Annotated in this window: 25 protein-coding genes; 11 read left to right on the top strand and 14 right to left on the bottom strand. The window is 58.5% G+C overall.

What is annotated here, in order from left to right; translation table 11 throughout:
• Positions 1-47 precede the first annotated feature (47 nt).
• Positions 48-479, top strand: coding sequence for a PaaI family thioesterase (locus tag ACXAD0_RS05170; RefSeq protein ID WP_475087291.1), 432 nt, complete (start codon positions 48-50; stop codon positions 477-479).
• On the opposite strand, the gene ACXAD0_RS05165 is transcribed toward ACXAD0_RS05170, so the two are convergent.
• Positions 467-1,363: a LysR substrate-binding domain-containing protein gene (locus ACXAD0_RS05165; RefSeq protein WP_475087290.1), complete on the bottom strand. Its 897-nt coding sequence runs from the start codon at positions 1,361-1,363 to the stop codon at positions 467-469. The genes ACXAD0_RS05170 and ACXAD0_RS05165 overlap by 13 nt on opposite strands.
• Before the next feature lie 96 nt (positions 1,364-1,459).
• Between ACXAD0_RS05165 and ACXAD0_RS05160 the strand changes: the two genes are divergently transcribed.
• A complete protein-coding gene (locus ACXAD0_RS05160; RefSeq protein WP_475087288.1) occupies positions 1,460-2,128 on the top strand; it encodes a type 1 glutamine amidotransferase domain-containing protein in 669 nt (222 codons plus the stop codon).
• 185 nt (positions 2,129-2,313) lie between these two features.
• Here the strand turns inward: ACXAD0_RS05160 and ACXAD0_RS05155 are convergent, their stop codons facing one another.
• Complete coding sequence (locus ACXAD0_RS05155; protein ID WP_475087287.1) at positions 2,314-3,207, bottom strand: LysR family transcriptional regulator; 894 nt, start codon at positions 3,205-3,207, stop codon at positions 2,314-2,316.
• A 147-nt stretch (positions 3,208-3,354) separates the two neighbouring features.
• Here ACXAD0_RS05155 and ACXAD0_RS05150 point away from each other — a divergent pair, with 147 nt between their 5' ends.
• A complete protein-coding gene (locus ACXAD0_RS05150) occupies positions 3,355-4,746 on the top strand; it encodes an alpha-amylase family glycosyl hydrolase (RefSeq protein WP_475087286.1) in 1,392 nt (463 codons plus the stop codon).
• Between the two features lie 197 nt (positions 4,747-4,943).
• Complete coding sequence (gene rimO, locus ACXAD0_RS05145) at positions 4,944-6,293, top strand: 30S ribosomal protein S12 methylthiotransferase RimO (RefSeq protein ID WP_475087285.1); 1,350 nt, start codon at positions 4,944-4,946, stop codon at positions 6,291-6,293.
• Positions 6,294-6,360: 67 nt separating this feature from the next.
• Here the strand turns inward: rimO and ACXAD0_RS05140 are convergent, their stop codons facing one another.
• The 10 genes from ACXAD0_RS05140 to lgt all read right to left on the bottom strand — a co-directional run bounded on the left by ACXAD0_RS05140 (position 6,361) and on the right by lgt (position 14,947).
• Complete coding sequence (locus tag ACXAD0_RS05140) at positions 6,361-7,143, bottom strand: energy transducer TonB (RefSeq protein ID WP_475087284.1); 783 nt, start codon at positions 7,141-7,143, stop codon at positions 6,361-6,363.
• Between the two features lie 114 nt (positions 7,144-7,257).
• Positions 7,258-8,598 (bottom strand): tetratricopeptide repeat protein, encoded by a 1,341-nt coding sequence (locus tag ACXAD0_RS05135; protein ID WP_475087283.1) that lies wholly within the window; start codon positions 8,596-8,598, stop codon positions 7,258-7,260.
• A gap of 11 nt (positions 8,599-8,609) precedes the next feature.
• Positions 8,610-9,233: an energy transducer TonB gene (locus ACXAD0_RS05130; RefSeq protein ID WP_475087282.1), complete on the bottom strand. Its 624-nt coding sequence runs from the start codon at positions 9,231-9,233 to the stop codon at positions 8,610-8,612.
• A 5-nt stretch (positions 9,234-9,238) separates the two neighbouring features.
• Positions 9,239-9,640, bottom strand: a complete 402-nt coding sequence (locus tag ACXAD0_RS05125) for an ExbD/TolR family protein (RefSeq protein WP_475087281.1) — start codon at positions 9,638-9,640, stop codon at positions 9,239-9,241.
• 129 nt (positions 9,641-9,769) lie between these two features.
• Positions 9,770-10,297 carry a MotA/TolQ/ExbB proton channel family protein gene (locus ACXAD0_RS05120; protein ID WP_475087280.1) on the bottom strand — a complete coding sequence of 176 codons (528 nt, stop codon included), beginning with the start codon at positions 10,295-10,297 and terminating at the stop codon, positions 9,770-9,772.
• Between the two features lie 14 nt (positions 10,298-10,311).
• Positions 10,312-11,682 (bottom strand): MotA/TolQ/ExbB proton channel family protein, encoded by a 1,371-nt coding sequence (locus ACXAD0_RS05115; protein ID WP_475087279.1) that lies wholly within the window; start codon positions 11,680-11,682, stop codon positions 10,312-10,314.
• Positions 11,679-12,461 carry a DUF3450 domain-containing protein gene (locus tag ACXAD0_RS05110; protein WP_475087278.1) on the bottom strand — a complete coding sequence of 261 codons (783 nt, stop codon included), beginning with the start codon at positions 12,459-12,461 and terminating at the stop codon, positions 11,679-11,681. The genes ACXAD0_RS05115 and ACXAD0_RS05110 overlap by 4 nt, the downstream gene beginning before the upstream one ends.
• Before the next feature lie 272 nt (positions 12,462-12,733).
• Positions 12,734-13,225: a dihydrofolate reductase gene (locus ACXAD0_RS05105; RefSeq protein WP_475090313.1), complete on the bottom strand. Its 492-nt coding sequence runs from the start codon at positions 13,223-13,225 to the stop codon at positions 12,734-12,736.
• A gap of 24 nt (positions 13,226-13,249) precedes the next feature.
• Positions 13,250-14,083 carry a thymidylate synthase gene (locus ACXAD0_RS05100; protein WP_475087277.1) on the bottom strand — a complete coding sequence of 278 codons (834 nt, stop codon included), beginning with the start codon at positions 14,081-14,083 and terminating at the stop codon, positions 13,250-13,252.
• Positions 14,084-14,122: 39 nt separating this feature from the next.
• Positions 14,123-14,947, bottom strand: a complete 825-nt coding sequence (gene lgt, locus ACXAD0_RS05095; RefSeq protein ID WP_475087276.1) for a prolipoprotein diacylglyceryl transferase — start codon at positions 14,945-14,947, stop codon at positions 14,123-14,125.
• A gap of 90 nt (positions 14,948-15,037) precedes the next feature.
• Here lgt and ACXAD0_RS05090 point away from each other — a divergent pair, with 90 nt between their 5' ends.
• The 6 genes from ACXAD0_RS05090 (at position 15,038) to mepK (ending at position 21,742) form a co-directional block, all read left to right on the top strand.
• Positions 15,038-15,844: an NRDE family protein gene (locus tag ACXAD0_RS05090; protein WP_475087275.1), complete on the top strand. Its 807-nt coding sequence runs from the start codon at positions 15,038-15,040 to the stop codon at positions 15,842-15,844.
• Positions 15,845-16,162: 318 nt separating this feature from the next.
• Entirely contained in the window at positions 16,163-17,812 is a 1,650-nt protein-coding gene (locus tag ACXAD0_RS05085; protein ID WP_475087274.1) for a L,D-transpeptidase family protein, read from the top strand.
• Positions 17,809-18,141, top strand: a complete 333-nt coding sequence (locus ACXAD0_RS05080; protein ID WP_475087273.1) for a L,D-transpeptidase family protein — start codon at positions 17,809-17,811, stop codon at positions 18,139-18,141. Before ACXAD0_RS05085 ends, ACXAD0_RS05080 begins: the two co-directional genes overlap by 4 nt.
• A 217-nt stretch (positions 18,142-18,358) precedes the next feature.
• Positions 18,359-19,618 carry a L,D-transpeptidase family protein gene (locus ACXAD0_RS05075; protein ID WP_475087272.1) on the top strand — a complete coding sequence of 420 codons (1,260 nt, stop codon included), beginning with the start codon at positions 18,359-18,361 and terminating at the stop codon, positions 19,616-19,618.
• A gap of 5 nt (positions 19,619-19,623) precedes the next feature.
• A complete protein-coding gene (locus ACXAD0_RS05070) occupies positions 19,624-20,790 on the top strand; it encodes a L,D-transpeptidase family protein (protein ID WP_475087271.1) in 1,167 nt (388 codons plus the stop codon).
• 418 nt (positions 20,791-21,208) lie between these two features.
• Entirely contained in the window at positions 21,209-21,742 is a 534-nt protein-coding gene (gene mepK, locus ACXAD0_RS05065; protein WP_475087270.1) for a peptidoglycan L,D-endopeptidase MepK, read from the top strand.
• A 93-nt stretch (positions 21,743-21,835) separates the two neighbouring features.
• Here the strand turns inward: mepK and ACXAD0_RS05060 are convergent, their stop codons facing one another.
• Together ACXAD0_RS05060 and ACXAD0_RS05055 are read right to left on the bottom strand one after the other, a co-directional pair.
• Positions 21,836-23,011: an imelysin family protein gene (locus ACXAD0_RS05060; protein ID WP_475087269.1), complete on the bottom strand. Its 1,176-nt coding sequence runs from the start codon at positions 23,009-23,011 to the stop codon at positions 21,836-21,838.
• Positions 23,012-23,052: 41 nt separating this feature from the next.
• The gene (locus tag ACXAD0_RS05055) at positions 23,053-23,718 is read right to left on the bottom strand and encodes a histidinol-phosphatase (protein ID WP_475087268.1); all 666 of its coding nucleotides are present in this window, start codon (positions 23,716-23,718) and stop codon (positions 23,053-23,055) included.
• Positions 23,719-24,049: 331 nt separating this feature from the next.
• On the opposite strand from ACXAD0_RS05055, the gene ACXAD0_RS05050 reads away from it, so the two are divergent.
• The gene (locus ACXAD0_RS05050; protein ID WP_475090311.1) at positions 24,050-24,580 is read left to right on the top strand and encodes an RNA pyrophosphohydrolase; all 531 of its coding nucleotides are present in this window, start codon (positions 24,050-24,052) and stop codon (positions 24,578-24,580) included.
• Positions 24,581-24,617 lie beyond the last annotated feature (37 nt).

Below are 24,617 nucleotides of genomic sequence, written 5' to 3'. Positions count from 1 at the left end.
GCAAAGTGCTTTTATGCAAACACGCTGAGAACAAAAAGGAACAGGCGATGACTGCCCACTACCGCAAGCTGGAAAACATGTATGCCGCGGCCCCTATCAATGAATTTTATCAGCCGCGACTAACGGTGAGTGAAGGTGTGGCTGAACTGGAAATCGCCGTCGGTGATCACCTGCATCACGCGGCCGGTGCCGTGCATGGCTCGGTCTATTTCAAGATGCTCGACGACGCCGCGTTTTTTGCGGCGAACTCGCTGGAAATGGAAACCTTCGTGTTAACGGCCTCTTTCACCACCTACCTGACCCGCCCAATCAGCGGTGGTGCCATGCGCGCGGTAGGTAAAGTGGTCAACCAGACCCGCACCCAGTTTATTGCCGAGTCGGTCGTGTACGATGAGCAGGGACGGGAACTGGGTCGGGGCAACGGGATTTTCGTGCGCGGCAAAGCCAAACTTGCCGACGTTCCCGGCTACACAGATTGATCCGCCTCACGCCAGTCGGCAAACGTCGCTAACAGGAAGTCGATTGCCGCGCGCACGCGCACCGGCAAATGGCGGTGATCGCTGTATACCAGCCAGGTATTCGGACCCGGTCCCCAGTGAGGCTCTAGTACCGGAAGCAGGCTGCCATCACGGGCAGCCTCGCCAAAACTGGAACGGGGAAGGTACGCAATGCCCAGCCCCGCCTGACACGCCGCAATCACACTGCGGCCGCTGTTCGAGCGCCAGCGCCCCGATACCCGCACCTCGACGTCTTCGCCATCGCGCTTGAAACGCCAGCGATTGTTATTGGCAATAATGCACTGGTGGTAGAGCAGGTCCTGCGGTTGCTGAGGCGTGCCATGTGCAGCCAGGTAATCAGGGCTGGCCATGCACATCAGCGCCCGGGCCACCAGCGGGCGTGCAATCAACTGTGAATCCTGCAGCTCGCCATAGCGCACCGCCAGATCAAAACCCTCCTCGACGAAGTTCACCAGTCGACTGTTGAAATCGACTTCGATTTGCAAGGCGGGGTGCTCAGCGGCGAAGCGCATCAGGGCGGGCGCCACATAGCGTTCGGCAAACTCACCGGCAGCGGAAACCCGCAGGTTCCCCTGCAGGGCCAGGCGTTGGCTGCCAATCTGCTCCTCAACCGCCTCCAGTCCATTCATCAGGTCCCGGCACTCGGCATAGTACTGCTGGCCAACCTCCGTCAGGCGCACCACACGCGTGCTGCGCGCGACCAGAGAAACCCCGAGACGGCCTTCCAACTGCTTTACTTTGCGGGACACGTGCGACGTCGATACGCCGAGCTGCCTGGCGGCTGCGGAGAAACCCTGGGTCTCAGCCACCGCGAGAAACTCGGGCAACCCATCCAACTGGGACATTATTGCCTCACTGCAATAAAGATTTTCAATTTGGCGGGATTATCCCATATCAGCCTTAAGCCTAATATGGGCCCATACAACAAAGGAGAGAAACCGATGACCAAGATTCTTGTGATTGTGACCAACAGCGCGAAATTGGGCGAGGCAGACGACAACGGCACCTATGCGCCGGAGCTCACCCACGCCCTGCACGAATTCAACCAGGCGGGATTTGACTTCGATCTCGCCTCTATCGAGGGTGGCAACGCACCGGTCTACGGGGCCGACATAGACGACCCGGTCAATCAGTCCATGCTCGCCGATGGCAGCCTGCTGGCCGCCATGGGCAACACCCGGAAATTGGCGGACGTCGATGCCAGCGCCTATCAGGGCATCTTCTATCCGGGCGGCTTCGGATTGCTGAATGACCTCGCCCACGACAAGGCGGCCGCCGCGATTACCGCAGCCCGTTATGATGACGGCGCAGTGGTAGGCGCCGTGTGCCACGGCCCGGCCGGCTTGCTGGAAGTTACCCTGGCAGATGGCAGCAACATCATGGCCGGCAAGACCGTGACCTGCTTTACCCGCCGGGAAGAGGAGGAGTTCGGCACCATCAACCAGATTCCCTTTGTATTGCAGGATGCGGTCAGCAGCAAAGCGGGACAATTCCACGAAGTGGATCCCTGGGGAGAAAATGTGCTGGTGCAGGATCGCCTGATCACCGGACAAAACCCGGCATCTGCTGGCGGCGTCGGCAAAGAAATGGTCAAACAACTCAGCGCCTGACGGGCAACAGTAACGGCCATAAAACCGCTAGTTCAAATTGCGCGGATACCGCTCTGCCAGAATGACGGTATCCGCAGGCAGACGGCTCCACGAGCTGACGGCTCCACGGGCTGACGGCTCCACGGGCTGACGGCTCCACGGGCTGACGGCTCCACGGGCTGACGGCTCCACGGGCTGACGCGCCTTCAATCGTCCGCTGGTGGTTCGGGTAGTACAAACGCTTTCTTCAGCTTTTCGAGACACAGCGTGACGCGATACGGACGGCTGCTCATTTGTGGATACAACAGGTAGATATCCCGTTGTTCGGCGGTGTAGTCGGCCAGTACAGGGATTAACGCACCGGATCGCAATTCGTTGCGAATCATGTACTCCGGTAGCCGGGCAACCCCCTGGTGCGCCAGCAACGCTTTTTTCAGCAGGTCATTGTCGGACGCCAGCAATCGCGCCTCGAGATCCACCCGCTGGCTTTTTCCCTCCCGGGTAAACGTCCAGAAGTGCCAGTGCGCCAGCGCCAGACAGGGAAGCCTGGCGAGTTCTTCCGGCACTGTTGGCCGACCGTAGCGGTCAAGAAACTCCGGCGTCGCACAGCACACGTAGTGAAAACGCGCGAGCCGCACCGCCACCATATCCTGCGGTGGGGTATTGGTGATACGCACGGCGAAATCGAAGTCACTGGTGATCAGGTTTTGCGTCTGATTGCCGGACTCCACCAGCAAACGAATCTCCGGATAGTCGGCCATCAACTCGCGCAGGACCGGCCACAGCAGGTGATTCGCCACACCCACCGGGGCCGTACACTTGACCTGGCCGGAAGGTGTGTCTTCCCGCTCATCCAACAGCGCCTTGGTCTCAATCCAGAACGAGGTCAGCTTGTCCGCCTCCCGGAACACGAGTTCACCGGCGGAGGTCAGCCGCATGGTGCGGGTGTTCCGCACCAGCAGCTGCTTATCCAGCTGCTGCTCCAGCTGCTTGATCTGGGTGGATAGATAGCCTTTGGATACGCCCAGATGCTCCGCGGCCCGCGTATAGCTCCCTTGCTTCACCACTTCGGCGAACAGTCGCAGACGTTCGATACTCATCGATCGGCAAACCCCAAGAACACCATTTAAAAACAAAGAATACTATTGTTTATATTTGTGAACGATGTTTTTTTGTCCAGCGGTTGTTCGGCAGCGGGAATCGCCAACAATAGCGCGTTCGATCCAACGCCATCCGGAAATCCAATAATGTTAAACGTGAATACAATGCGCTCCGCACTCGGCATGGCTGCCCTGTGCTTCGCCACCCTGCTCACTCCCGCTCTGGTGAACGCGGAACCAGGCAACTATCAGCCGCGCCCCTACGTCGAGCTGACACACCCGGAGTGGAGCAAGAATGCCACCATCTATGAGGTCAATATTCGCCAGTACACCCCGGAGGGAACCTTCGCCGCTTTCTCCGAGCATTTGCCGCGACTGAAGGCCCTGGGTGTGGACATACTCTGGCTCATGCCGATTCACCCGATCGGAGAAAAGAACCGCAAAGGCAATCGCGGTAGTTACTATGCCGTGAAGGATTACCGCGCGGTTAACCCGGAGTTTGGCACGCTGCAGGATCTGAAAGACCTGGTGAGCCAGGCGCATGATATGGGGATGTACGTGATCCTCGACTGGGTCGCAAACCACTCCGCCTGGGACAACCCGCTGACCGAATCCCATCCGGAGTGGTATACACGGGACCACAACGGCAACTTCCAGCCAACACCCTGGTGGGACTGGAGCGATATTATCGACTTCGATTACAACCAGCCGGGTATGCGCCAGTACATGACCGAGTCGCTCAAGTACTGGGTCGAGGAAGCCAATATCGATGGCTACCGTGCCGACGTTGCCGGCTTTATCCCCACGGATTTCTGGGATAACGCACGCCGCGAGCTCGACCAGATCAAACCCGTCTTTATGCTCGCCGAGTGGGATGCACGCGACCTGCACAAGCGCGCTTTTGACATGAGTTACGCCTGGGGCCTGCACGACGTACTGCACGAGGTGGCCAAAGGCCAAAAGAACGCCGCAGGCGTCTACTCGTATTTCGCACACGCGCTGAGCGCCTGGCCGGACAACGCCATCAAAATGAACTTTGTCGATAACCACGATAAGAACTCGTGGGAAGACACCATGTTCGATCGCTTTGGCGAATATCTGGAGGCGAGCATTGTGTTAACCGCAACCGCCGAGGGCATGCCGTTACTCTACAGCGGACAGGAAGCGGGGCTGGACAGGGTGCTGGCATTTTTCGACAAGGACGAAATTGAGTGGCGCGAACACCCGATTGGGGAACTCTACAAAAAGCTGTTTGAGCTCAAACATGAGAACCAGGCGCTGTGGAATGGCGACTGGGGCGGCAAGATGATTCCGGTCCCCAACAGCAATCCCGACAATGTGTTTTCGTTCGCGCGACAGCAGGGTGAAGACAAAGTCTTCGTGGTGATCAACTTCTCTGACACTGCCCAGCGTGCGACCTTCGCCGAAAATATCCAGCACGGCGACTATCGTGAGTGGTTCACTGGCGCGAGAAAATCGTTCGACCAGGAGACCGAAGAGTCTATCGAAGCCCACGGCTACCGCGTATACGTTCGTTAAACGATTGAACGGCAGGTTCCACGCAACGGTGGAGCCTGCGTAGCCGCCCCTTCCGCGCCCCAACCCAACGGTCTGCCAGCGGCAAAGTACGCGGTAAAACGCTTGTATCAGGCCAGTGCGTGCCGGTGGAATTTTAACCACCCGAAGCTTTCGGTATACTTGCCGCCTTTTCGTTGTTCCCGCACATAGGCCCGCGCATGTCTGATACCCCTGAAACCCAGAAAGTGGGCTTTGTTTCCCTCGGCTGCCCCAAGGCACTGGTGGATTCCGAACGCATCCTGACCAAACTCAAGACCGACGGTTACGAGATTGTTCCCTCGTATGAAGGCGCCGACGTGGTTGTCGTGAATACCTGTGGATTTATCGATTCCGCCAAGCAGGAATCCCTGGATGCGATCAATGAGGCCATGCAGGAAAATGGCAAGGTCATTGTGACCGGCTGCATGGGCAAGGGCAGCGACGCTGACCTGATCAAGCAGATCAACCCGGATGTACTCAGCGTCAGTGGGCCGGCCGATTACGACAGCGTCATGGATGCCGTGCATGAATTCGTGCCTGTCCAGCAGGAAAAACTCAACCCGCATCGTGAGTCCCTGGTACCGCCGGAAGGCATTAAGCTGACGCCCGGCCACTATGCCTACCTGAAAATTTCCGAAGGCTGTAACCACCGTTGTTCCTTTTGCATTATCCCGCATATGCGTGGTGACCTGGTCAGCCGACCTATTTCGGATGTGATCGACGAGGCCAAACAACTGGTGGCGTCCGGCGTGCGCGAGCTACTGGTGATTTCACAGGACACCAGTGCCTATGGCATCGATACCAAATTCAAGCTCGATTTCTACGAGGGGCAGGCACTCGAAACCCGCATGCAGGACCTGGCGGTGGCGCTCGGTGAACTGGGTGTCTGGGTGCGGATGCACTATGTGTACCCGTATCCGCATGTGGACAAAGTCATTCCGCTGATGGCCGACGGCAAGATCCTGCCGTACCTCGACATTCCTTTCCAGCATGCCAGCCCGCGTGTTCTGAAGCTGATGAAGCGACCCGCGCACAGCGAAAAGGTGCTGCACCGAATCAAGAAGTGGCGAGAGATATGTCCGGACCTCACCATCCGATCCACATTTATTGTGGGCTTCCCCGGTGAAACAGAAGAAGATTTCCAACAGCTGCTTGACTTCCTCGAGGAAGCACAACTCGACCGCGTCGGCTGTTTCCAGTATTCCCCGGTAGACGGTGCACCCGCCAATGATCTGCCGGATCAGGTCCCTGACGACGTCAAGCAGGACCGCTGGGAACGTTTTATGCAAACGCAAAAGCGAATCAGCGAAGCACGCCTGCAGCAGAAAATTGGACGTGTACTGGAAGTCCTGATCGACGATGTGGATGAGGAAGGGGCCATCGGCCGCACGCATGGCGACGCACCAGAAATTGACGGCGCCGTGTATCTGAATGGGGAGGATCGCCTGCAGATCGGTGACATTGTTGCGGTGAAAGTCGAGCACGCCGATGAATATGATTTGTGGGGTAGCGTCCTGGATCAGGAATGACTTTGTTTTTGTTTCGCAACAGAAAAAGCCCGGCATCCGCCGGGCTTTTTACTAACTCAACAACACGCTACTGGGCAATTCGATAGCGAATACGATTGCGTACACCGTGACGTGCCTGCGCAACGCCCTCAACCAGTTTGGGTTGAAACTTATAGCGTTTCACCGCGTTTAGCGCGGACTGATTGAAGACTGTTGTCGGGTTTCCGGCATTGTCATAGCCGCCGATAATTCGCGGTGACGTCACCGCACCCGTTTCTGTGATGGTGAATTCCACCACGACATAACCCTCCACTCCGCGCCGCAGCGCGCTAGCGGGATACCTCGCGGCAGGCCGGAATACCGGCACAGGATCCCGGTCGATCACAATACCGCCTTTGCCTTTCCCACTATCAACCACGGGTGGAGCAATCCCTATCCGCGTTGGGCTATCGACAGTTGTTGGCGTCACTTTGGGAACATCCGGTATCGGTTGCGGTCCTGCTGGTGGCGTAGGTTGCGTATAGCGCACCGGATCCGGAACCATCTTGGGCATGTGGATGTTTTCCACCTTGATAGTCGGCGGGGCTTTTGGCTCTTCATATTGCTGTGAAACCAAAGCGGCCATCAAACTCAGCAACAACAACGTCGCCAGGGCAGCCAAACCAAAGGTGCGGGCGAGATTACCAAAAGGAATGGAGGAAAAACGATCGGCAATGAGGACATCGGCTTTTGAGGAATAAGCTCTATCCATAACACCTCTCCTTATTTTTCTGGGTGTTGTATCGGCAGCAATGCCGCCGGGATTTGGAAAAAGCTGATCAGCCTGATTATTGTTATACACCACCTGATCGCGATTGCAAATAATTCGCAATTACAGGCGGCCATTTCATTAAGTTAGCCTGCACAAATCGAGCTTCACGCGAAGTAATAAAAAAGGCCGCGCATTTCTGCGCGGCCTTTTTCGTCTGAAGCAAGGAGCTGGAGATTAGATCGCCAGCTGCTTTTCGCGCTTCTGCTCAGCTTCCACGTAAGTGATCCACTGATTGGCAAAACGCTTGGAGCGATCGTCCTTGCGGGCTTCTTTCAAAGCTTTCAGGGCTGCGTCGTATTTCTTCAGGTTGGCGTTGGCCATACCCATGACGATATACAACTGGTCGGCTCGCTTGAGCTTGCCCTTCTTTTTCAGTGCTTTGTCAGCTGCCTGCAGGGCTTTCTCGTTCTGGTCCAGATCCAGGTAGATACCGGCCAGACGCGAGTAAATGTCACCCTTGTCGGAAAGCTGTGCAGCTGCCTCAAGCTCCGGAATAGACTTCTGCAGCTCCTGCGCCATCTGGTATGCCTGAGCGAGGGTTTCCAGATTCTTGGAAGTGCGCTTGATCTGCTTCTTGTCCATACCCTGCTTGATCACTTTGGCGCCCTTGAAAGGCATCTCGTGACCCATGTAGAGATAAGCCATATTCAACAGCTCTTTCTCTTTTTCCAGGGCACCGGCAACATAGGCCGCTTCTAGCATGTGCAGCTGGTCTTTCTCGCGCTTCTGTTCACCATACATACCGGACAGCTGCTTGTAGTACTCACCTTTCGGGTAGTGCTTTACCAGCTTCTCCAGGATCTGAGTGACTTTCTTGTAGTCATTGCGATCGAAGTACAGGAACCGCTGCAGTCCGTACCAGTTTTCCTTCGGCACCTTGCCGGCTTTCTCATCCATAGAGACCGCGGTGTTGATGTCCTCAAGCGCCTTGGCCTTATTGTCCATGGAGTAGTAAGCCTGACCACGCAACGCGTAGTCATCGGCAGTCACCTTTTCAGAAGCAGCAAACCACTTGTTCAAGTAGTTCAGTGCATTCGGGAAATCTTCGGTGACGAAGTACAGCTGTGCAATCGTCTTCAGGGTTGCCAGCTCAGTACCAACCGGGATGTTTTCAACACCCTGGGCCAGCACTTGCTTATAGGCATTAATCGCGTCGCGATAACGCTCCATGCTGTAGTAAACGAAGCCGTAGAAGTAGTACATCTGCGCAATTTCATACGCATTGTACTTCGCCTTACCGGCTTCCATGTCGCGCAGTGCTTGCAGGGCAGCAGGCCAGTTTTCCGCATCCGCGGCTTCCTGAACCTTACCCAGCTTCTTGAACACGTTCTCGCGCATGGCAGGCACCTTACGCGTCTTCTGGTTGCTCTGTGCTTCAGCCTGAGCGAACGATGCCTTTACGCCGACAGCTTCCAGCACGGTGACACTGACCGCTGGCGCCAACACCAGGGGCAGCGCGACGGACGTGCGCAGGACGAATTTGGACAAGCCTTTCGCCATGGTCGTCAAATTCATAAGCTTCCCCTTTAGTTCTTCGCCATGTTAAAGCTGATCTTGGTACGCACACCGGGTACTTCGATCGGCTGGCCGTCAACAACACGCGGCTTGTACTTGTACTTCAACGCGGACTTCATCGCCGCACTATTGAAGATAGTAGTCGGGTTACCCTTACTGGTGTAAGCCTCGACAACGCGCGGGTCACGTACGGAACCATTCTTGGTCACGGTGTACTCGACAATGGCATACCCTTCGATACCGCGCTGGAGCGCGCGACGAGGGTACTGCGGAGCTACCTTAACGATCGGCAGATAATCCCCTTCACTGGCGAAGCCACCGATGCCACCAACACTGATGCTGGCATTGGCGCGCGGCGCCGACATATTGATGGTGTTATCCAGGTTCGGATCATCGAACTCCGGCTCCGGCATTTCCGGCGGCGGAGTTTCCGGCTCGTCGGGTTTGTCCGGCTTGCTGGTGTCGTACTGGGTTTCGATCTTCTGCTCAGGCATGACGATATCGGCAACCTTGATCTGCTCCTCATCGTCAGGCTCAGTCATGTTTGCTTCAATCAGCAGATGCATGGTGAAGATCAGGCCAAAAGTGGTGGCGACTGCCAACCCCCCGGCCCCTGCTAGTCTTACCGGATTCATAGCTGTTAACTCTTCTCTGTCGCGATCGAAACTTTCTCGATACCAACCTTGCTGGCCGACTCGGCGATCAGCTTGATCTTCTCGATACTCGCCTTCTTATCGGGCTGAATTACCAGCCATCCCTTGGGGTTCTCGGCGAAGAGACGCTCCAGGGTGACTTTTACCAGGCGGTCATCGACCTTTTCCTTGGCAATCCAGATTTCGTCATTGTCGTTAATCGCTACCAGTATAGAGGCGGCCTTGAGTTCAGCGGTTGTCGCTTCCGGCTTCAACACGTCGACACCCGGCTCCTTAATAAAAGTCGCGGTGACGATAAAGAAGATCAGCATGATGAACACAACGTCCAGCATGGGCGTGAGGTCAATCGCGCCGGCTTCTTCTTCTGCCGTAGTTTGTTTCTTGCTCATAGCAACTCTCTTTGCGTACGTCCTCGCGAAGCCTGCGACTTCGCGGGAGTATCTGGCTTGGCTATACCTTCTGGGTCACCACAAAGGTGAGACCGTTCAGTCATCGCCTTCGTGGCAGCCTGTGGCGCCTTAATGATCCATCGTGAGATGGTCTTCCAGCAGCTGAGTCTCGCGTTCAGCCTTCCGGGTCAGGTAGGTGTTGGCAAATACGCCTGACAGAGCAGTTACCATCCCAGCCATTGTAGGGATAGTAGCCATGGATACACCACTGGCCATCTGCTTGGCGTCACCACCACCGGTAATCGCGAGCACCTCAAACACGTTGATCATGCCCCAGACCGTACCCAACAACCCGAACAAGGGGGCGAGGGCAACACAGGCCTGGATCATATCCATGTTGTCTTGGATCTTCTCGGATACCCGGGAGATCATCGCTTCACGGATACGATGGGCACTCCAGGATTTGCGCTCGGAGCGCTCTTCCCACTGGTCCATCACACCCTGAACGTCGGTCTTCAACCCCTTGTTGAAGTAGAAGATGCGTTCAAAGATCAGCGTCCACAATACGAAGGTCAGGCAAGCGATCAGAAGCAGTACTGGCCCGCCCGACGCCATAAAGGCGTTGACGGCGGCCCATGCGTCATTCAATGCGTGCATGTTGCCGCCTCCTGTTACTTACGCTCAGCGTTTTCTGCAACGATACCAGCGCTCTGCTCATCCAGGATGTGCAGGATGCGCTTGGCGCGGCCGTTCACGATGGTGTGCAGCAGAACGGTCGGGATCGCAACACACAGACCCAGAACGGTAGTTACCAGTGCAGAGGAGATACCGCCGGCCATTGCCTTGGGATCGCCCGCGCCGAAAATGGTAATCGCCTGGAAGGTGATGATCATACCGGTCACGGTACCCAGCAGACCCAGCAGCGGAGCTACCATGGCGATGATCTTCAGCAGGTTCAGGCCAGACTCGATCGCCGGGCGCTCTTTCAGAACCGCTTCTTCCATCTTCAGCTCGAGGGTCTCGCCGTCGATACCCTTGTTCTCTTCAGCAATCGCCAGAACACGACCCAGCGGGTTGTTGGTGTTCGGGGTGTCGGAGCGCAGCTGGGCATTAACCTTGCTGTTCACACCGGACAGAACGATCAGACGCCAGATGGCCAGGGCCACAGCAAAGAAACCAACGATGGTGATGATCAGACCAACCGGACCACCTTGCTCCCAACGCTCAAACAGGCTCGGGCTGTTAATCATGGCTTTCAGGTAAGAACCACCGGTCGGGCCAGTCGGGTCGATGCCGAAAGGAGAGAAACCAGAGGCTGCGTTCTGCAGATCCATCGCCATGGACAGGTACTTACCGTCAGGCTGGCGGATCAGCTCGGCCATTTTCTGGGATTCCAGCTTTTCCAGGTACTTGCCGTTGGAAACCAGGTTGAAGTTACCAACACGGACAACTTCCTGCTCAACCTGCTCACCGTCAGGCATGATCACAGTGCCGTTGAACTTGACAACCTTACCGGCTTCAACAGTTTCACGCTGCATTTCGTACCACAGACGCTCGATTTCCTCGATGGTCGGCAGCTTGGTCTGGGAGTTCATCTTGGCGATCAGCTGGTCCAGGAACGCTTCGCGACCCGGGTACTGAGCGGAAACCAGAGAACCCTGCAGGTTGGCACGCAGGTCACTGGCAGTAGAAGTCATGTGACCGAACAGCTCTTTCAGGGAGCCCATACGCTCGTTCAGCTGGTCGCGCTTGTTCTGCACTTCCACTTCCTGCTCCTGGTATTTGGCTTCCAGGCGCGCGGAGCGCTGCTCTTCTGCAGTGCGGGTGTTCTCAGCCTGACGCAGCAGGGACTGCTGGTTGGCCTTCTGACGACGGAAGTCTGCTTCGCGCTTTTTGTGCTCGGCAGATTCGGCGATCTTGGAGCCCTGAACCATCTTCAGCAGCTCGTCCAGGGAAGTGGCCTTGTCCTGGGCAACAGCGGAGACGCTGAACAGGCCAGCGGCCGCGACGGAAATTAGGCGCTTGGCGATAGAGGATTTCATTGCGCAGCCTCCGGAGCCGGGATCGGCATGGTCATGATGTCGGTAGTAGCCTGTTTCTTGGCGATCTTGAGGCCCTGCATGATGGCGCGACGGTACTCACCATCGTCGATCTCAACCCAAGCCTTCTGGTCTTTGTCGTAAGCCAGAGAAACTGTGCTGTCAGTGGTCTGGGCAACCAGCGCGATACGGCCGATCTGCAGTACGTTCACTTCGCGATCCTGGCCACCAAGCGGCAGAGTGGTGCGGTAGGTATCGATCTTACGGGCGTATTCAGCCTCGAAGTTGTACAGCTCCAGAATCTGGCGGAACTTCTCCGCAACAGTGATATCAGAGCGGTCCATGTTGTTCTTGACGTTCTCAAGGTTCGCCATGCGCTCTTCGATCTTGAACGGTGCGTCCAGAGCAATGAACTGCTCCAGGCCTTCGAGCATGCGCAGGATCAGCGGCTGGATCTGGCGCTCGATGACGGTGACGTTTTCAATGGACTCGTTCAGGTCGTTGATCACAGCCAGCTGGTTAGCGAGCTGCTTCTCGAGCTGGCGGTTGTACACGCGCAGGCCGTCGATTTCTTTGTTAACAACTTTGAAGTCCTGCAGCAGGCTGCTGGTTTCTTCAGCGATCTTGTCGATACGCTTCTGAGACGCTTGCGCTGCATTGGTTTTCTGCTGGCCTACGGCGAGCACTTTATCAAGAGTATCCGCAGTGGCTACGCTGCCGTAGAGTGCGCCGGCAGACAGCGCAGTGGTCAGCGCCACAGCCATGAATCGCTTGGTTTTCATTAGACCCCCCAGTGGGTTCGATATTTCACAACATGGTCGCGATGAGTTAGCTGCCACAATGCGGTTGGCTTTGGCTTGAAGACAGCTAAGAGCCGCACATTGTAAACAGCCGATTTGATTATTCAAATGCCGTTTGCCAGCACCCTCTACTCTGTGTAGTCAGGTAACAAGCAAGTAACACTTCCGGGTTATATGCACACAATTATGGCGCGCAATTACAGTTCTCTGACCTGCCCTTCCATGAATTCGTTCAAAAAATAGTCCGTTCGATGTTAATTCAACCTGTCGTACTGGACTAAACAGTAGTTGTATTCATCCTTGTCGGAGCGGGAAAAGGCGTTGCGCTCGGTTTCGGACCACCGGTCATCGATTGACGGGAAGAATGCATCCCCCTCGACTTCAGCATCAACTTCTGTGACGTACAGTCGCTGCGCCAGCGGCATGGCCTGGCGATAGATCTCGGCTCCACCGATCACCATCACCTCCGCGCTCCCCTGTGCAACCGCCGAGGCCATCGCCATATCCAGCGCCTCCTGCAGGCTGGTGGCAGAGCGTACGCCTTCGGCCGACCAGTCGGCGTTGCGCGTGATCACAATATTGTCGCGCCCCGGTAGCGGACGCCCGATGGACTCGAACGTCTTGCGCCCCATGACCACAGGTTTCCCCATGGTCACCCTTTTGAAGAATTGCAGGTCGCCCGACAGGCGCCAGGGCAGTGTATTTTCAATACCGATCGCGCCATTGCGCGCGACAGCGGCGATCATCGCCACAGGGATTGTCTTGCTCACTTAGATGGCCACCGGTGCCGGAATATGCGGATGCGCCTCATAGCCGCGCAGCTCAAAGTCCTCGAACTTGAAGTCAAACAGATCCTTCACATCCGGGTTGAGGTGCATGGTGGGGCTCGACAGCGGCGTGCGCGACAGCTGCTCCTCCACTTGCTCCATATGGTTGGAGTAGAGATGGGCGTCGCCGAACGTGTGGATAAACTCGCCGGGCTCGAGATCGCACACCTGGGCGATCATCAGAGTCAGCAGACTGTATGACGCGATATTAAACGGCACCCCGAGGAAGATGTCGGCACTGCGTTGGTACAATTGACAAGACAGGCGCCCATCCGCCACGTAAAACTGAAACAGCGCATGACAGGGCGCCAGCGCCATTTTGCCGGCCCGGGCATTGTCTGCCGGGGAGACGCCCTCATCCGGCAGGTCGGCAGGATTCCAGGCACTCACCAGCAGGCGGCGGGAATCCGGGCGGGTTTTCAGCTGCTGTAACAGCTCCTTGATCTGGTCGATATGGCGGCCATCGGCAGTAGGCCAGGACCGCCACTGGTGACCATAGACCGGACCCAGGTCGCCTTCTTCCGTAGCCCAGCCATCCCAGATGCTCACACCGTTTTCTTTCAGGTAAGCGATGTTGGTGTCACCATTCAGGAACCACAGCAGCTCATGGATGATGGAGCGCAGGTGGCACTTTTTGGTGGTCACCAGGGGAAACCCCTTGGCGAGGTCAAAACGCATCTGATAGCCGAACACGCTGGTGGTGCCGGTGCCGGTCCGGTCACTTTTGAAAGTGCCGTTGTCACGCACATGGCGCATGAGATCGAGGTATTGCTTCATCTATATATGTGTCTGTGTCAATCTTTTCAGTCAGATAAATCAGGCGCTACTGCCGGCCTGCTGCATCCGGCCACCCGCCAGCGGCTGGGTCCGGTAGCTCCACACCAGAATCGCCAGCCCCGCGAGCACCATCGGAATACTCAGCAACTGACCCCGGGTCATCCAGCCGAACAGGTCAAAACCAATGTGGCCATCCGGCTCGCGCACAAACTCCACCAGGAAGCGGAATACGCCATACAGGGTCAGGAACAGGCCGCCGACCGCCAACCTGGGGCGGGGCTTGCTGGAAAACCACCACAGCACGGCAAACAGCACCACACCCTCGAGGAAGGCCTGGTAAAGCTGCGAGGGATGTCGCGCCAATTGCTCGGGATCCCGCGGAAACACCATGCCCCAGGGGCCATCGGTTTGGCGCCCCCACAATTCCTGGCCAATAAAGTTACCCAGGCGTCCCAGGCCGAGGCCAATCGGTACCAGAGGGGCGACAAAATCGATCAGGTCAGGAAAAGTAGTGCCAATCTTGCGGGCATACAGCACCGTCGCCAGCATCACGCCAATCAGGCCGCCGTGGAAGCTCATGCCACCCTCCCAGACCCGCAGGAAGGAAAGAGGGTCTGACGCAAGTTCCGGCAGGTTATAGAAGAACATGTAACCGACACGCCCACCGATCACCACGCCGAGCGCACAATAGAGAATCAGGTCTTCGACTTCATCCTTGATCACCGGCGTCCACGGTTTCGCAGAACGCCGCACCGCCAGCCACCAGGCCGCGACAAATCCGGCGAGGTACATGAGTCCGTACCAGTGCACCTGTAAAGGTCCCAGTGAAAACGCCACCGGATCGATTTGAGGGTATGTCAGCATGGAAGGCCCGCTAGAATCGACAAAGCGCGTATTATGGTGGCAAAGGCCATGCCGGTGCCACCGTCAGGCTCGCCGAATCGGGAATAAACCATGTGCCTCCTGCTGTTTGCCTACCGGGTCCACCCCCAGTATCCACTGCTGCTCGCCGCCAATCGCGACGAATTCCATCAGCGTCCCACCGAAGCGGCAGCACCCTGGCCGCAAACCGCCATGGTGGCAGGCAAGGACCTGGAGGCCGGAGGTACCTGGGCAGGGGTCGCTCCCGGCAGAGTCGCCGCGGTCACCAATATCCGTGAACCACAGATGCCAGACCCGGCATCGCCTCGCTCACGCGGCGATATTCCCCGGGACTTCCTGCTCGGGGATAGCACCCCGAGTGCGTTCGCAGACAGCCTACCGGCGCAGCGCTTCCGCGGCTTCAATGCCCTGTTGTTTGACTTCCGCCGCTCCGAACTGATGTGCGCCGGCAACCGCCACCAGCCTTTCGCGTTTACCCCCGGAGTGCACGGCATCTCCAACGGAGCCCCCGACGCTCCCTGGCCCAAAGTCCGCAAGGGTTCCGCGAAGCTGGCCGCCCTGGTCAGGGCGATCGACGGCACCGTGACGCCCGGCAATTTTGTCGACCCGGCGCTGGACCTGCTGCGGGACGATGCGCTGGCGCCGCGTTCCGAGCTACCGATGACCGGGGTTCCGCCAGCGCTGGAACGGGCACTCTCACCACTCTTCGTGCACATCCCTGCCAACAGCCACGCGGCCATGCCCACCGGTCCTTACGGAACCCGGGCAAGCACACTGGTCGCGGTCGACCAAAATGGCGGTATCCAGTTCTGGGAGCAGGCCTATACCGCGAACCGACAACCGGGACCCATGCGTCACTTCACCCTCGACGCGCCCTGACGCCCGCAACAGGCCAGATGTCACCTCTAGCGCTGTCACTTACCGTGAAATGATTCTGATGCCAAGCAAATCCCGGATTTGTTGCCATACTTAGTTTCACGGGTGCAGCCATGTTGATATACGCGCAACATCGACAGCTTCACCCCGTCTAAATAAGGAAGGTCGCGCGGGATGCAAGACACGGGAGAACCGTCGATTAGGCACAATCGACGCATAACAGCAGCGGTTCCCCACAGGTTGGGAAGGTATGAACGATCTGGCGTCCTGCGTGCCCAAGATAATGTGGCACGACGGGCCCTGTAGCATCGCTGAGGTACCATGTCGTATTTCAACCCCGAACGTCGTAAACGCAAGTCCATTCTGCCGATGATATTCCTCGGCGGGCTGTGCTTTGCCACCCTGTTTTACGCTTTTACCGCAAACCAGCAAACGGTTCCGGTCCTGCCGGAAAATGCCGTGCGACCGCACCTGGTGCGCTGGCTCGTGGACAACCCGGAATCCTGGCCCGCGCAGGACCCGATCTTTAACCCTGCCGCCGTGCGACGTATCTATGAACGTACGGATTACCGGTTGTTGTGGTTCGACAACTACAGCTTGAGCGATACCGCCAACGACCTGCTGAAACAGCTCACTGCGTCCAGCTCGGGCAACCCCAGCAGCATGGTCGATTACCGCTATCACCTGGGCTATTTCGACCGAACGCTGCGCGACACCCCCCAGCGCCTGCAGATGGCCGCGGTACTCGACGTACTGCTGACCGACGCCTTCGTATCCTACGCACAGGATACCCAGCTGGAGAAAATGGCGCCGAAAGCCCGCCCGAAGCGCAATATCACGCCAGTGCACCACGATGATGGCGGCTTTGCCCTCGCGGGCTACACCCCGGGACGTCAATCGGATTATTCCGGGCGCAAGTACTTCCGCGGGTACAACCGTGACTACAACCGCAACGGTCGCTCGACCTCGAGCCGCGACCTGGCGACCCCGCCGCGCTATTACCGCAGCCAGCAGCAACGCGGCCTGCCGCCCCGCTATAACCTGCGCAACCAGAATCGCAGCAGTTATGGCCGCAACGGCAGCCAGCGCAACAGCTACAACCAGCGCAGTTATCCGCAGCAACGCCACTACTCCCAGCAGCGGGACTATTCGCGGCGGGACTATACGCGGCGCTACTATGGCTCCAACAGCGCCTCGCCCTCCAATGGCAGCGAGGGTCCATACATCCCCGATAACAAGCCATTTGGCAGTGATTCCGCGGCTTTGCGCGAGGAACTGGCACGCTATCGCAACATCGCCGCCAGTGGTCGCTGGCGCCCGCTGCCGGCCGGTCCGGCGATGACCATCGGCGCACGCCACGCCCATGTACCCCTGGTGCGCAATATGCTGGCGCTGTACGGGGATTACCGCACCTATGGTGGCGAGGCCAACAGCAACCGCTTTGACCGTCGCCTGCACGAAGCCGTCGTGCGCTTCCAGCGCCGCCACGGACTGAAACCCGACGGCATCGTCGGGCGCCAGACCCGCGCGCGCATGAACCTGTCTCCTACGGCACGCGCGCTCATCATCGAGAAGAACATCCGCCGCCGCGACAAGCTGCCGGCCAACCTCGGCGACCGATTTATTCAGGTCAATATTCCCGAGTACCGCCTGCACTATGTCGAGCAGGACCGGGTGCGGCTATCGATGAACGTGGTGGTGGGCAAAAAGCAGCACGCCACTCCAGAACTGACCACTCGTGTCAGCCGGGTCGTGTTCAACCCGACCTGGACCGTACCGCGCAGTATTCTGGTCAAGGAGATCCTCCCCAAGGCCCGCAGCAATCCGCACGGTATGGAGCGTATGGGCTATCGGGTCGTGAGCGGCAAGGGTGAGCACCTGCCACTGACCCCGAAGAACCTCTCTGCGGCTCAGGCGGGCTCCTACCTGATGCGCCAGAAAGGGGGGAGGAAAATATCCTCGGCCGGGTGAAGTTTGAAATCCCCAACAAGGACGACATCTACCTGCACGATACCCGCGCGCGTAGCCTGTTTGAGCTGACGGATCGCGGCTATAGCCACGGCTGTGTCCGCCTGGAGAAACCCCGCCACCTGGCTGAAGCACTGTTGAGCCCCCAGGGTGACTGGGACCAGTGGCGCATCAACCAATTGACGGTCGGTGACGAAACGACAGACGTACGCATGGAGCGCAATGTGAAGGTCTATCTCACTTACTGGACTGCCTGGGTAGACGGGGCCGGAGAGCTGCATTTCCGTCCGGATATCTACAGCAAGGATGGCCTGGAGGCGAACCAGTTCTGACCCGAATGATCAGCCATTCTCAACGTGACCCGTGGGGCGCCCGCCTACTCGCGCGCGGCGCCCCGCGACAACCACCCCGCCAAGCCTTGCCAGCCGTGGTTTATACCCTGAAAACAGGTCCCGTCTGACGCCGCATTACCCAATGATATAGGCGCAATCCGCACAGCAAGCTACCAATACGAGAGTTAACCCGCCCAATTGTCTCTCGGGGGTAGTTATGGGTTCCAACCTCGTTCAGCCGCATCATCACAGTCTCGCCAGCGGGCTCGGTCTCGCTACTTTGACGTTTTTCCTCGCCGTTTCGGCGCAATCCTCGCCGATTGTCGCCAAAGCCGCCGCTGCATCGACCACCGGCAAACCGGTCGCCGACGCGGGGACAGCGCCCCCACTCGGTGCAGACCCTTTCCTGCCTTTTGGTCGCCAGCATGTATTGATGCAGGAAGAGCTGACCCGCTACCAGACTCTGGCCGAATCCGATCTCTGGCAGCCTCTCCCCGCCGGCGGCTCACTGGCGCCGGGTGCGCGCGACCCGCGGGTACCCGCCCTGCGCAGCCTGCTCATGCAGTACGGGGACTTCGACATGAGCGATCACACGGATGACGCCGCAGCCCCCGACGCCTACGACGCTCGCCTGGTGGAGGCAGTACGTCGCTTCCAGCGCCGCAACGGGCTGAAAGCCACCGGGCTCGTGGACAATGCGACGCGCGCCCGCCTGAATACACCGCCCGAACGCCATGCGCGGATCCTGTCCGCCAACCTGGCGCGCCTGCAATACATGCCGCGGGAGTTCGGGCCGCGCTTTATCCTGGTGAATGTGCCGGAATATCGTCTGCGCCTGATGGACGATGGTGAAGAGCAATTCAGCATGCGCGTTGTGGTCGGCAAACCCAAACATGCCACCCCGCAAATCGCCACGCGTATGACCCGCATGGTGTTCAACCCCATCTGGCGGGTACCGCCCAGCATTGCTCTCAAAGAGCTGCTGCCCAAAGGCGGCGCCAGCCTGTCCGCCAATGGCTATCACCTGGTCAATCACCGCGGTCGCTCCATTCCCTTCACCCGCGGCAATATTTCTGCCATCCGCCGCGGTAAAGCCATGCTGCAGCAAAAAGGCGGTCCGGGTAATGCACTCGGTCGGGTCAAATTTGTGATCCCCAATCACCATGCCATTTTCCTGCATGACACCAACAGCAAGCATCTGTTTCGCAAGCCGGAGAGGGCCTTCAGCCACGGCTGTATCCGCCTCGAAAAGCCGATGGAGTTCGCCCGCCTGATGCTGGCAGAGCAGAATGCCTGGAGTGACGAGCGCATCGCGCGCTATCTGGGCACGCAGCGCACCCGCAGCGTGTCACTGAAAGAGACGATCCCCGTATACATTGCCTACTGGACCGCCTGGATCGATAGCGATGGCGCGTTGCGCTTCCATACCGATGTGTATGGACGCGACGACAGGGCCTCCATGGCAACCAGGGAGTAACTGCGATGAAGTGCGCCCTGCTCAGACACTTATTGCCCGCACGGGGCACCGGCCCCTGGCTCGCACTGGCGCTGTGCGCCGGCGGCGTCCACGCCACCCCAGTCTCTGATCCCACGAGCCTGGCACAAGCACTGCGACAGGAAGCACAGCGCTACCGTGCGCTCGTGCCTCGCTGGGAACCCCTGCACTTGACACGTTCCTTGCGCCCCGGCGAAAAGAGTGAAGCGGTCGCACAGCTGCGCCGCCAGCTGCAGCTGTACGGTGACTATCGGGGCTTGCCGGGGCCGCTCTCTGCGCCACAACAGGATCTGCTGCGCTATGACGCCGGCTTGCAGCTGGCGGTTGAAAGCTATCAATACCGTCATGGTCTCCCGGTCAACGGTATTGCCGGTACCGAAACCCTGCGGGAGCTGGCCGTTTCCCCGCAGCAACGGGCCCGCCAGCTCGAACTGAACGCCGATCGCTGGCAAAAGCTACCCAGCAAGAAAGAAAGTCGCTACATCCTGGTCAACGTGCCGGAATATCACCTGCACCTGGTGGAAGACGGACAGATCACACTCAGTATGAAGACGGTGGTGGGCAAGACCAGCTCGCGCACACCGGATATGAAAGGCCGCATCACCAATATTGTGTTTAACCCGACCTGGACCGTGCCGCGCAGCATCCTCCTGACCGAACTACTGCCCAAAGCGCGCAACAATCCCGAGGCCATGCACAACCGCGGCTATCGCGTGGTTGCCTATCGCAGTGGCAAAACGGCCCTCATCTCCGACGACAGCCTCTCGCGTGCCGCGCGCGGCAAAGCGACGCTGCGGCAAATCAGTGGCGCCGGCAATTCACTCGGCCGGGTCAAGTTTGTGTTTCCCAACCGCCAGGCCATCTTTCTGCACGATACCCAGGCCCAGAGCCTGTTCTCTCATCCCCGCCGCGCCTACAGCCACGGCTGTGTGCGTCTGGAACAACCTGAAGAGCTCGCCTATGCGCTGCTGGATGAGCAGGGCTGGGACCGCACCCGGGTCGCGCAGGCCACAACCGGCAGTGAACCGGTGAACATTCGTATCGAGAAACCCGTGCGCCTGTTTATCACCTATATGACGGCCTGGCTTGGGCGCGATGGCAAGATTCACTTCCGTCCGGACATCTACCATCGCGACCGGCCCGGCGCAGATTAGTCACACCAAAACGCCCCCATCGGTCCTCAGAGAGGCGCCAAACCGACACACACCACCGGGCTATCGGCCCTCAGCCCCCACCAGCGCCGGGGTCACCCCGGCTACCCGCCGGTTTATGCCCTAAAAACCCGTATTTGGAACTGGCCAGTCGAAGAAAAATAAAGTTTTGGCCGAATTTAACGAATGACAACGCTGTCTTATCCCGGCACCACAAACCGGCTGAAACACGACTGTTTCACGGCGTTTTCCGGTAGCACATTGGGAAATCTTTCCAAGATTGTTTTGCGATTCTTTTGTTATGACGCACTTCGGGTTTGTAACAACTGGTTATTTTTTGTACATTTAATCCCGTGCTCAACGACGCCACGGCGACCGAGAGACACAAAGAGATACACACTACGAGAGGCGGAAATAGGGTATGAAGAATCTTTCTAGACGCCGGTTCCTGGCTGTGACCTGTGCAACTGCAGCTGCTGTGAGCGCCGGCCCGACTTTTGCGAAAGTTGGAAATGCTCGCACTTTGAAAATGCGCAACCTGCACACCGGTGAACGGCTGAACGCCTCTTATTGGTCTGGTGGCGACTATGACAGCGCTGGTCTTAAGCAGTTCAACCGACTGCTGCGTGACCACCGCGCCAACGAAGTGACGCGCATGGACCCGAAGCTGTTTGACATCGTCTACAAGCTGAAGGAAAAACTGAACTATAACGGTGAGGTAGAGATTATCTCCGGTTATCGTTCCCCGAAGACGAACGCCAAGCTGCGTGCAGCTGGCCGCGGTGTAGCCCGCCGCAGTTACCACACCCGTGGTATGGCACTGGATATCCGCATGCCGGGTGTACCGCTGTCTAAACTGCGCAAGGCTGCGCTGGAACTGAAGGCTGGTGGTGTGGGTTACTACCCGAAGAGTAACTTCGTCCACGTAGATACTGGCCCGGTTCGTCGCTGGTAACAGCGGCCTACCGCAACCGATCACAAACCCCGGCCCAGGCCGGGGTTTGTCGTTTCAGGGACAAGCTCATCGTCCCGCCGGCGCCGCGCCCGGTTACCCCTCAACCGGCATAGACACCGGAGTCATATCCTCTTCACTGGCCTGCAGCACCTCCGCACCGGACATCAGACTGGCAATGTCTTCCAGCAGGTCGCGAGCCTGACCAAGCTGCTTGATTTCGGCCAACTCAATCGGATCCTCCATCCCCAGCAGCAGCGCGTCGAGCTGGGCAAACTTACTGGCCAGTAGCTCACCGTGGCGCTCATCCAGCAGCAGCGCTGCCAGTCCAGAGCCCTCCGCAGGCAACCAGCTGTCCTTCAGGGAGGTCAACATCGCCAGAATAGCGACCTTGGAATCACCAGAACGGCTACTCTCCACATCACTTTCCGAGCTCTCCGGTATGCGCCGCAGCAGCTCTTCATCGATTAACGCCAGGTGACTGGCGCGTATTTGCTGCATACGTGCCAGCGGGTCCAGGGCGAGAAAGTAGCGGGAAAGATCGTTGGCGCTGAACGGCAGGCGGCGGGCCAGCCCGTTAAAATCTTCGACCATTCCCTGGGCAATGAGTCGCGTCAGTTCACGGCGACGATTCGCTGACTGCGCCGCCGGCGCCTCACCCCCGGCTTTGGCGACGAACTGGTCGGGCGCACGCTCACTGGTTGGGCCCCACAGCATAATCTCCAGGGCATGGAACCCCGTGCAGGCCTCTTCATGCGCCGTCAGCCGGTGCTGCCGACGCAAGTTAGCCAGGGTCAGCTCGATGGCCGTATCGTTGACGATCCCGCTATCGGAATAGCCCGGTACCGTATCCAGATAGCCTGGCTGGACCGGCCAGCTATTCAGGGCCAGCAGCCACCCGCGCCCCTCGTCGGCGAGTTCCGGCGGCGCAAACGCGAGCTTCACCGCGGGTAACGCGGCAGAGAAAGCGCGATGCGCATCGAGCCAGGCCAGCTTGGCCGATTCCAGGGTGTCTTCGCTGGGCTGCTGCATGAGGGTCGCCACGGCGCGATCGAGACTTTCGACCGCCGCGCGGGCATCCGCCACCTGGGCTTCTCCGACCTGCCAGACCTGCTTGGAAAACGCCTCCGCTGCGGCGCGATCAATCTTTGCCGCAGGCATCGTGCGTTCCCGCTCCGGCTGCGCGGCTTTTTCCTGTTCACAGCCCGCCAGCGCCAAGACCGCGCAAGCGCCAATGAATACCCGGCGCGCCATACCCAATACTGACTTCACTCTCGCCCCCAATTCTGCCCCAAAGGTACGTTCCGACACTGTCAGGCCTCTTCCCGCAAACTGATCACCGGCCACCCACGGGTCTGCGCTTCCACACGGAGCCGATCGTCGGGATCTACCGCGACGGGATACTGCACCAGCTCCAACAGCGGCAGGTCATTAATCGAATCACTGTAGAACCACTTGTCCATCGCGCTGAAACCGGGGTTGTGTGCCAGCCACTGGCGCAGCCTCAGCACTTTGCCCGCCTGAAAACAGGGTTCCCCGGAAACACGTCCGGTGAACCGGCCATCCACTTCCTCGGGCTCTGTCGCCAGCAGGGTGTCTACGCCCAGACGCGCGGCAATCGGTTCCACCACAAAGCGATTGGTGGCGGTGATAATCATGATGTGGTGCCCCTGGCGACGGTGCTTGTCGATCAGGGATTCCGCGGCAGGCAACCAGATCTCTTCAATCACGTCCTGCATAAACTCACGCTGCAGCGCGTTCAGCTGGCCCCGGGAAATCTGCGCCAGCGGCTCGAGCGCAAAATCAAGATAGGCGAAGATATCCAGCTCACCGCGCTTGTACTCTTCGTAGAAGCGGTCATTGGCAGAGCGAAAGCGCTCACCGTCCACATGCTCACGGGCCACCAGAAACTCGCCCCAGGCGTGGTCACTGTCACCGCCAATCAACGTGTTGTCCAAGTCAAAAATCGCCAGCTGCACTGCTATCTCCCTGATTAACTATAGGTGCCCAACGAAACTTTTGCCGCCAATGCCACCGGAATTCGGCCCACATTATGCGGCGCCCAATTTTACCCTGCCGGGAACTCCTTCACAGGATCCGGTTCACTGAATTGCCGTGACACCCTCCACTGTGGAACAATGCCAGCAAGCGTGCGCGGCAACAGGCCGCGCAACCAAAGCATATGAGGACGGCATTTTGGGCGACGGCAAGGTTACACCTGCCGGGCGTAAAAATCGCCGCCGATCCGCCAAACAGTCCAACCGTGGCAACAGCGACAAGCGCAAAGGCCGCGGTGACAACAGCAGTAATATCGACGCAGAGGGCTTTCGCCCCAACGTCGGCATCATTGTCCTGAACGCCCGCGGGCAGGCCCTGTGGGCGCGGCGCATCGGCGGCAAAGACGCCTGGCAGTTCCCCCAGGGGGGTATTAATCCCGGCGAGTCTCCGGAACAGGCCCTGTATCGCGAGCTGTACGAAGAGGTCGGGCTGACCCGCGATCAGGTCAGCATGATCGCCTGCACCCGCGGCTGGCTGCGCTACCGTTTACCGCAGCGACTCGTTCGTGTGCGCTCTGAGCCCCTGTGTATTGGCCAGAAACAAAAGTGGTACCTGCTCAAGCTGGAAGCGCCGGAGAGCGCCATCAGTTTTGATAACGGTTATAAACCCGAGTTTGATCACTGGCGCTGGGTCAGCTACTGGCACCCGCTGGAGAAAGTGGTCAACTTCAAGCGCGAAGTCTACCGGCGCGCGCTGACCGAACTGGCGCCGCAGCAAATCCAGATGGAAAAACGCTGGCTGCGTGCACAGCAGGCAGGTGGCGATCCCGTTTCGTCCCAGTGACAGCGGGAAATCAGTGAAGCAGGCGGTAATTGGCCGC

The organism is Microbulbifer sp. ABF4_148 (genome assembly GCF_056158985.1).
This window is presented reverse-complemented; position numbering and strand designations above follow the sequence as displayed.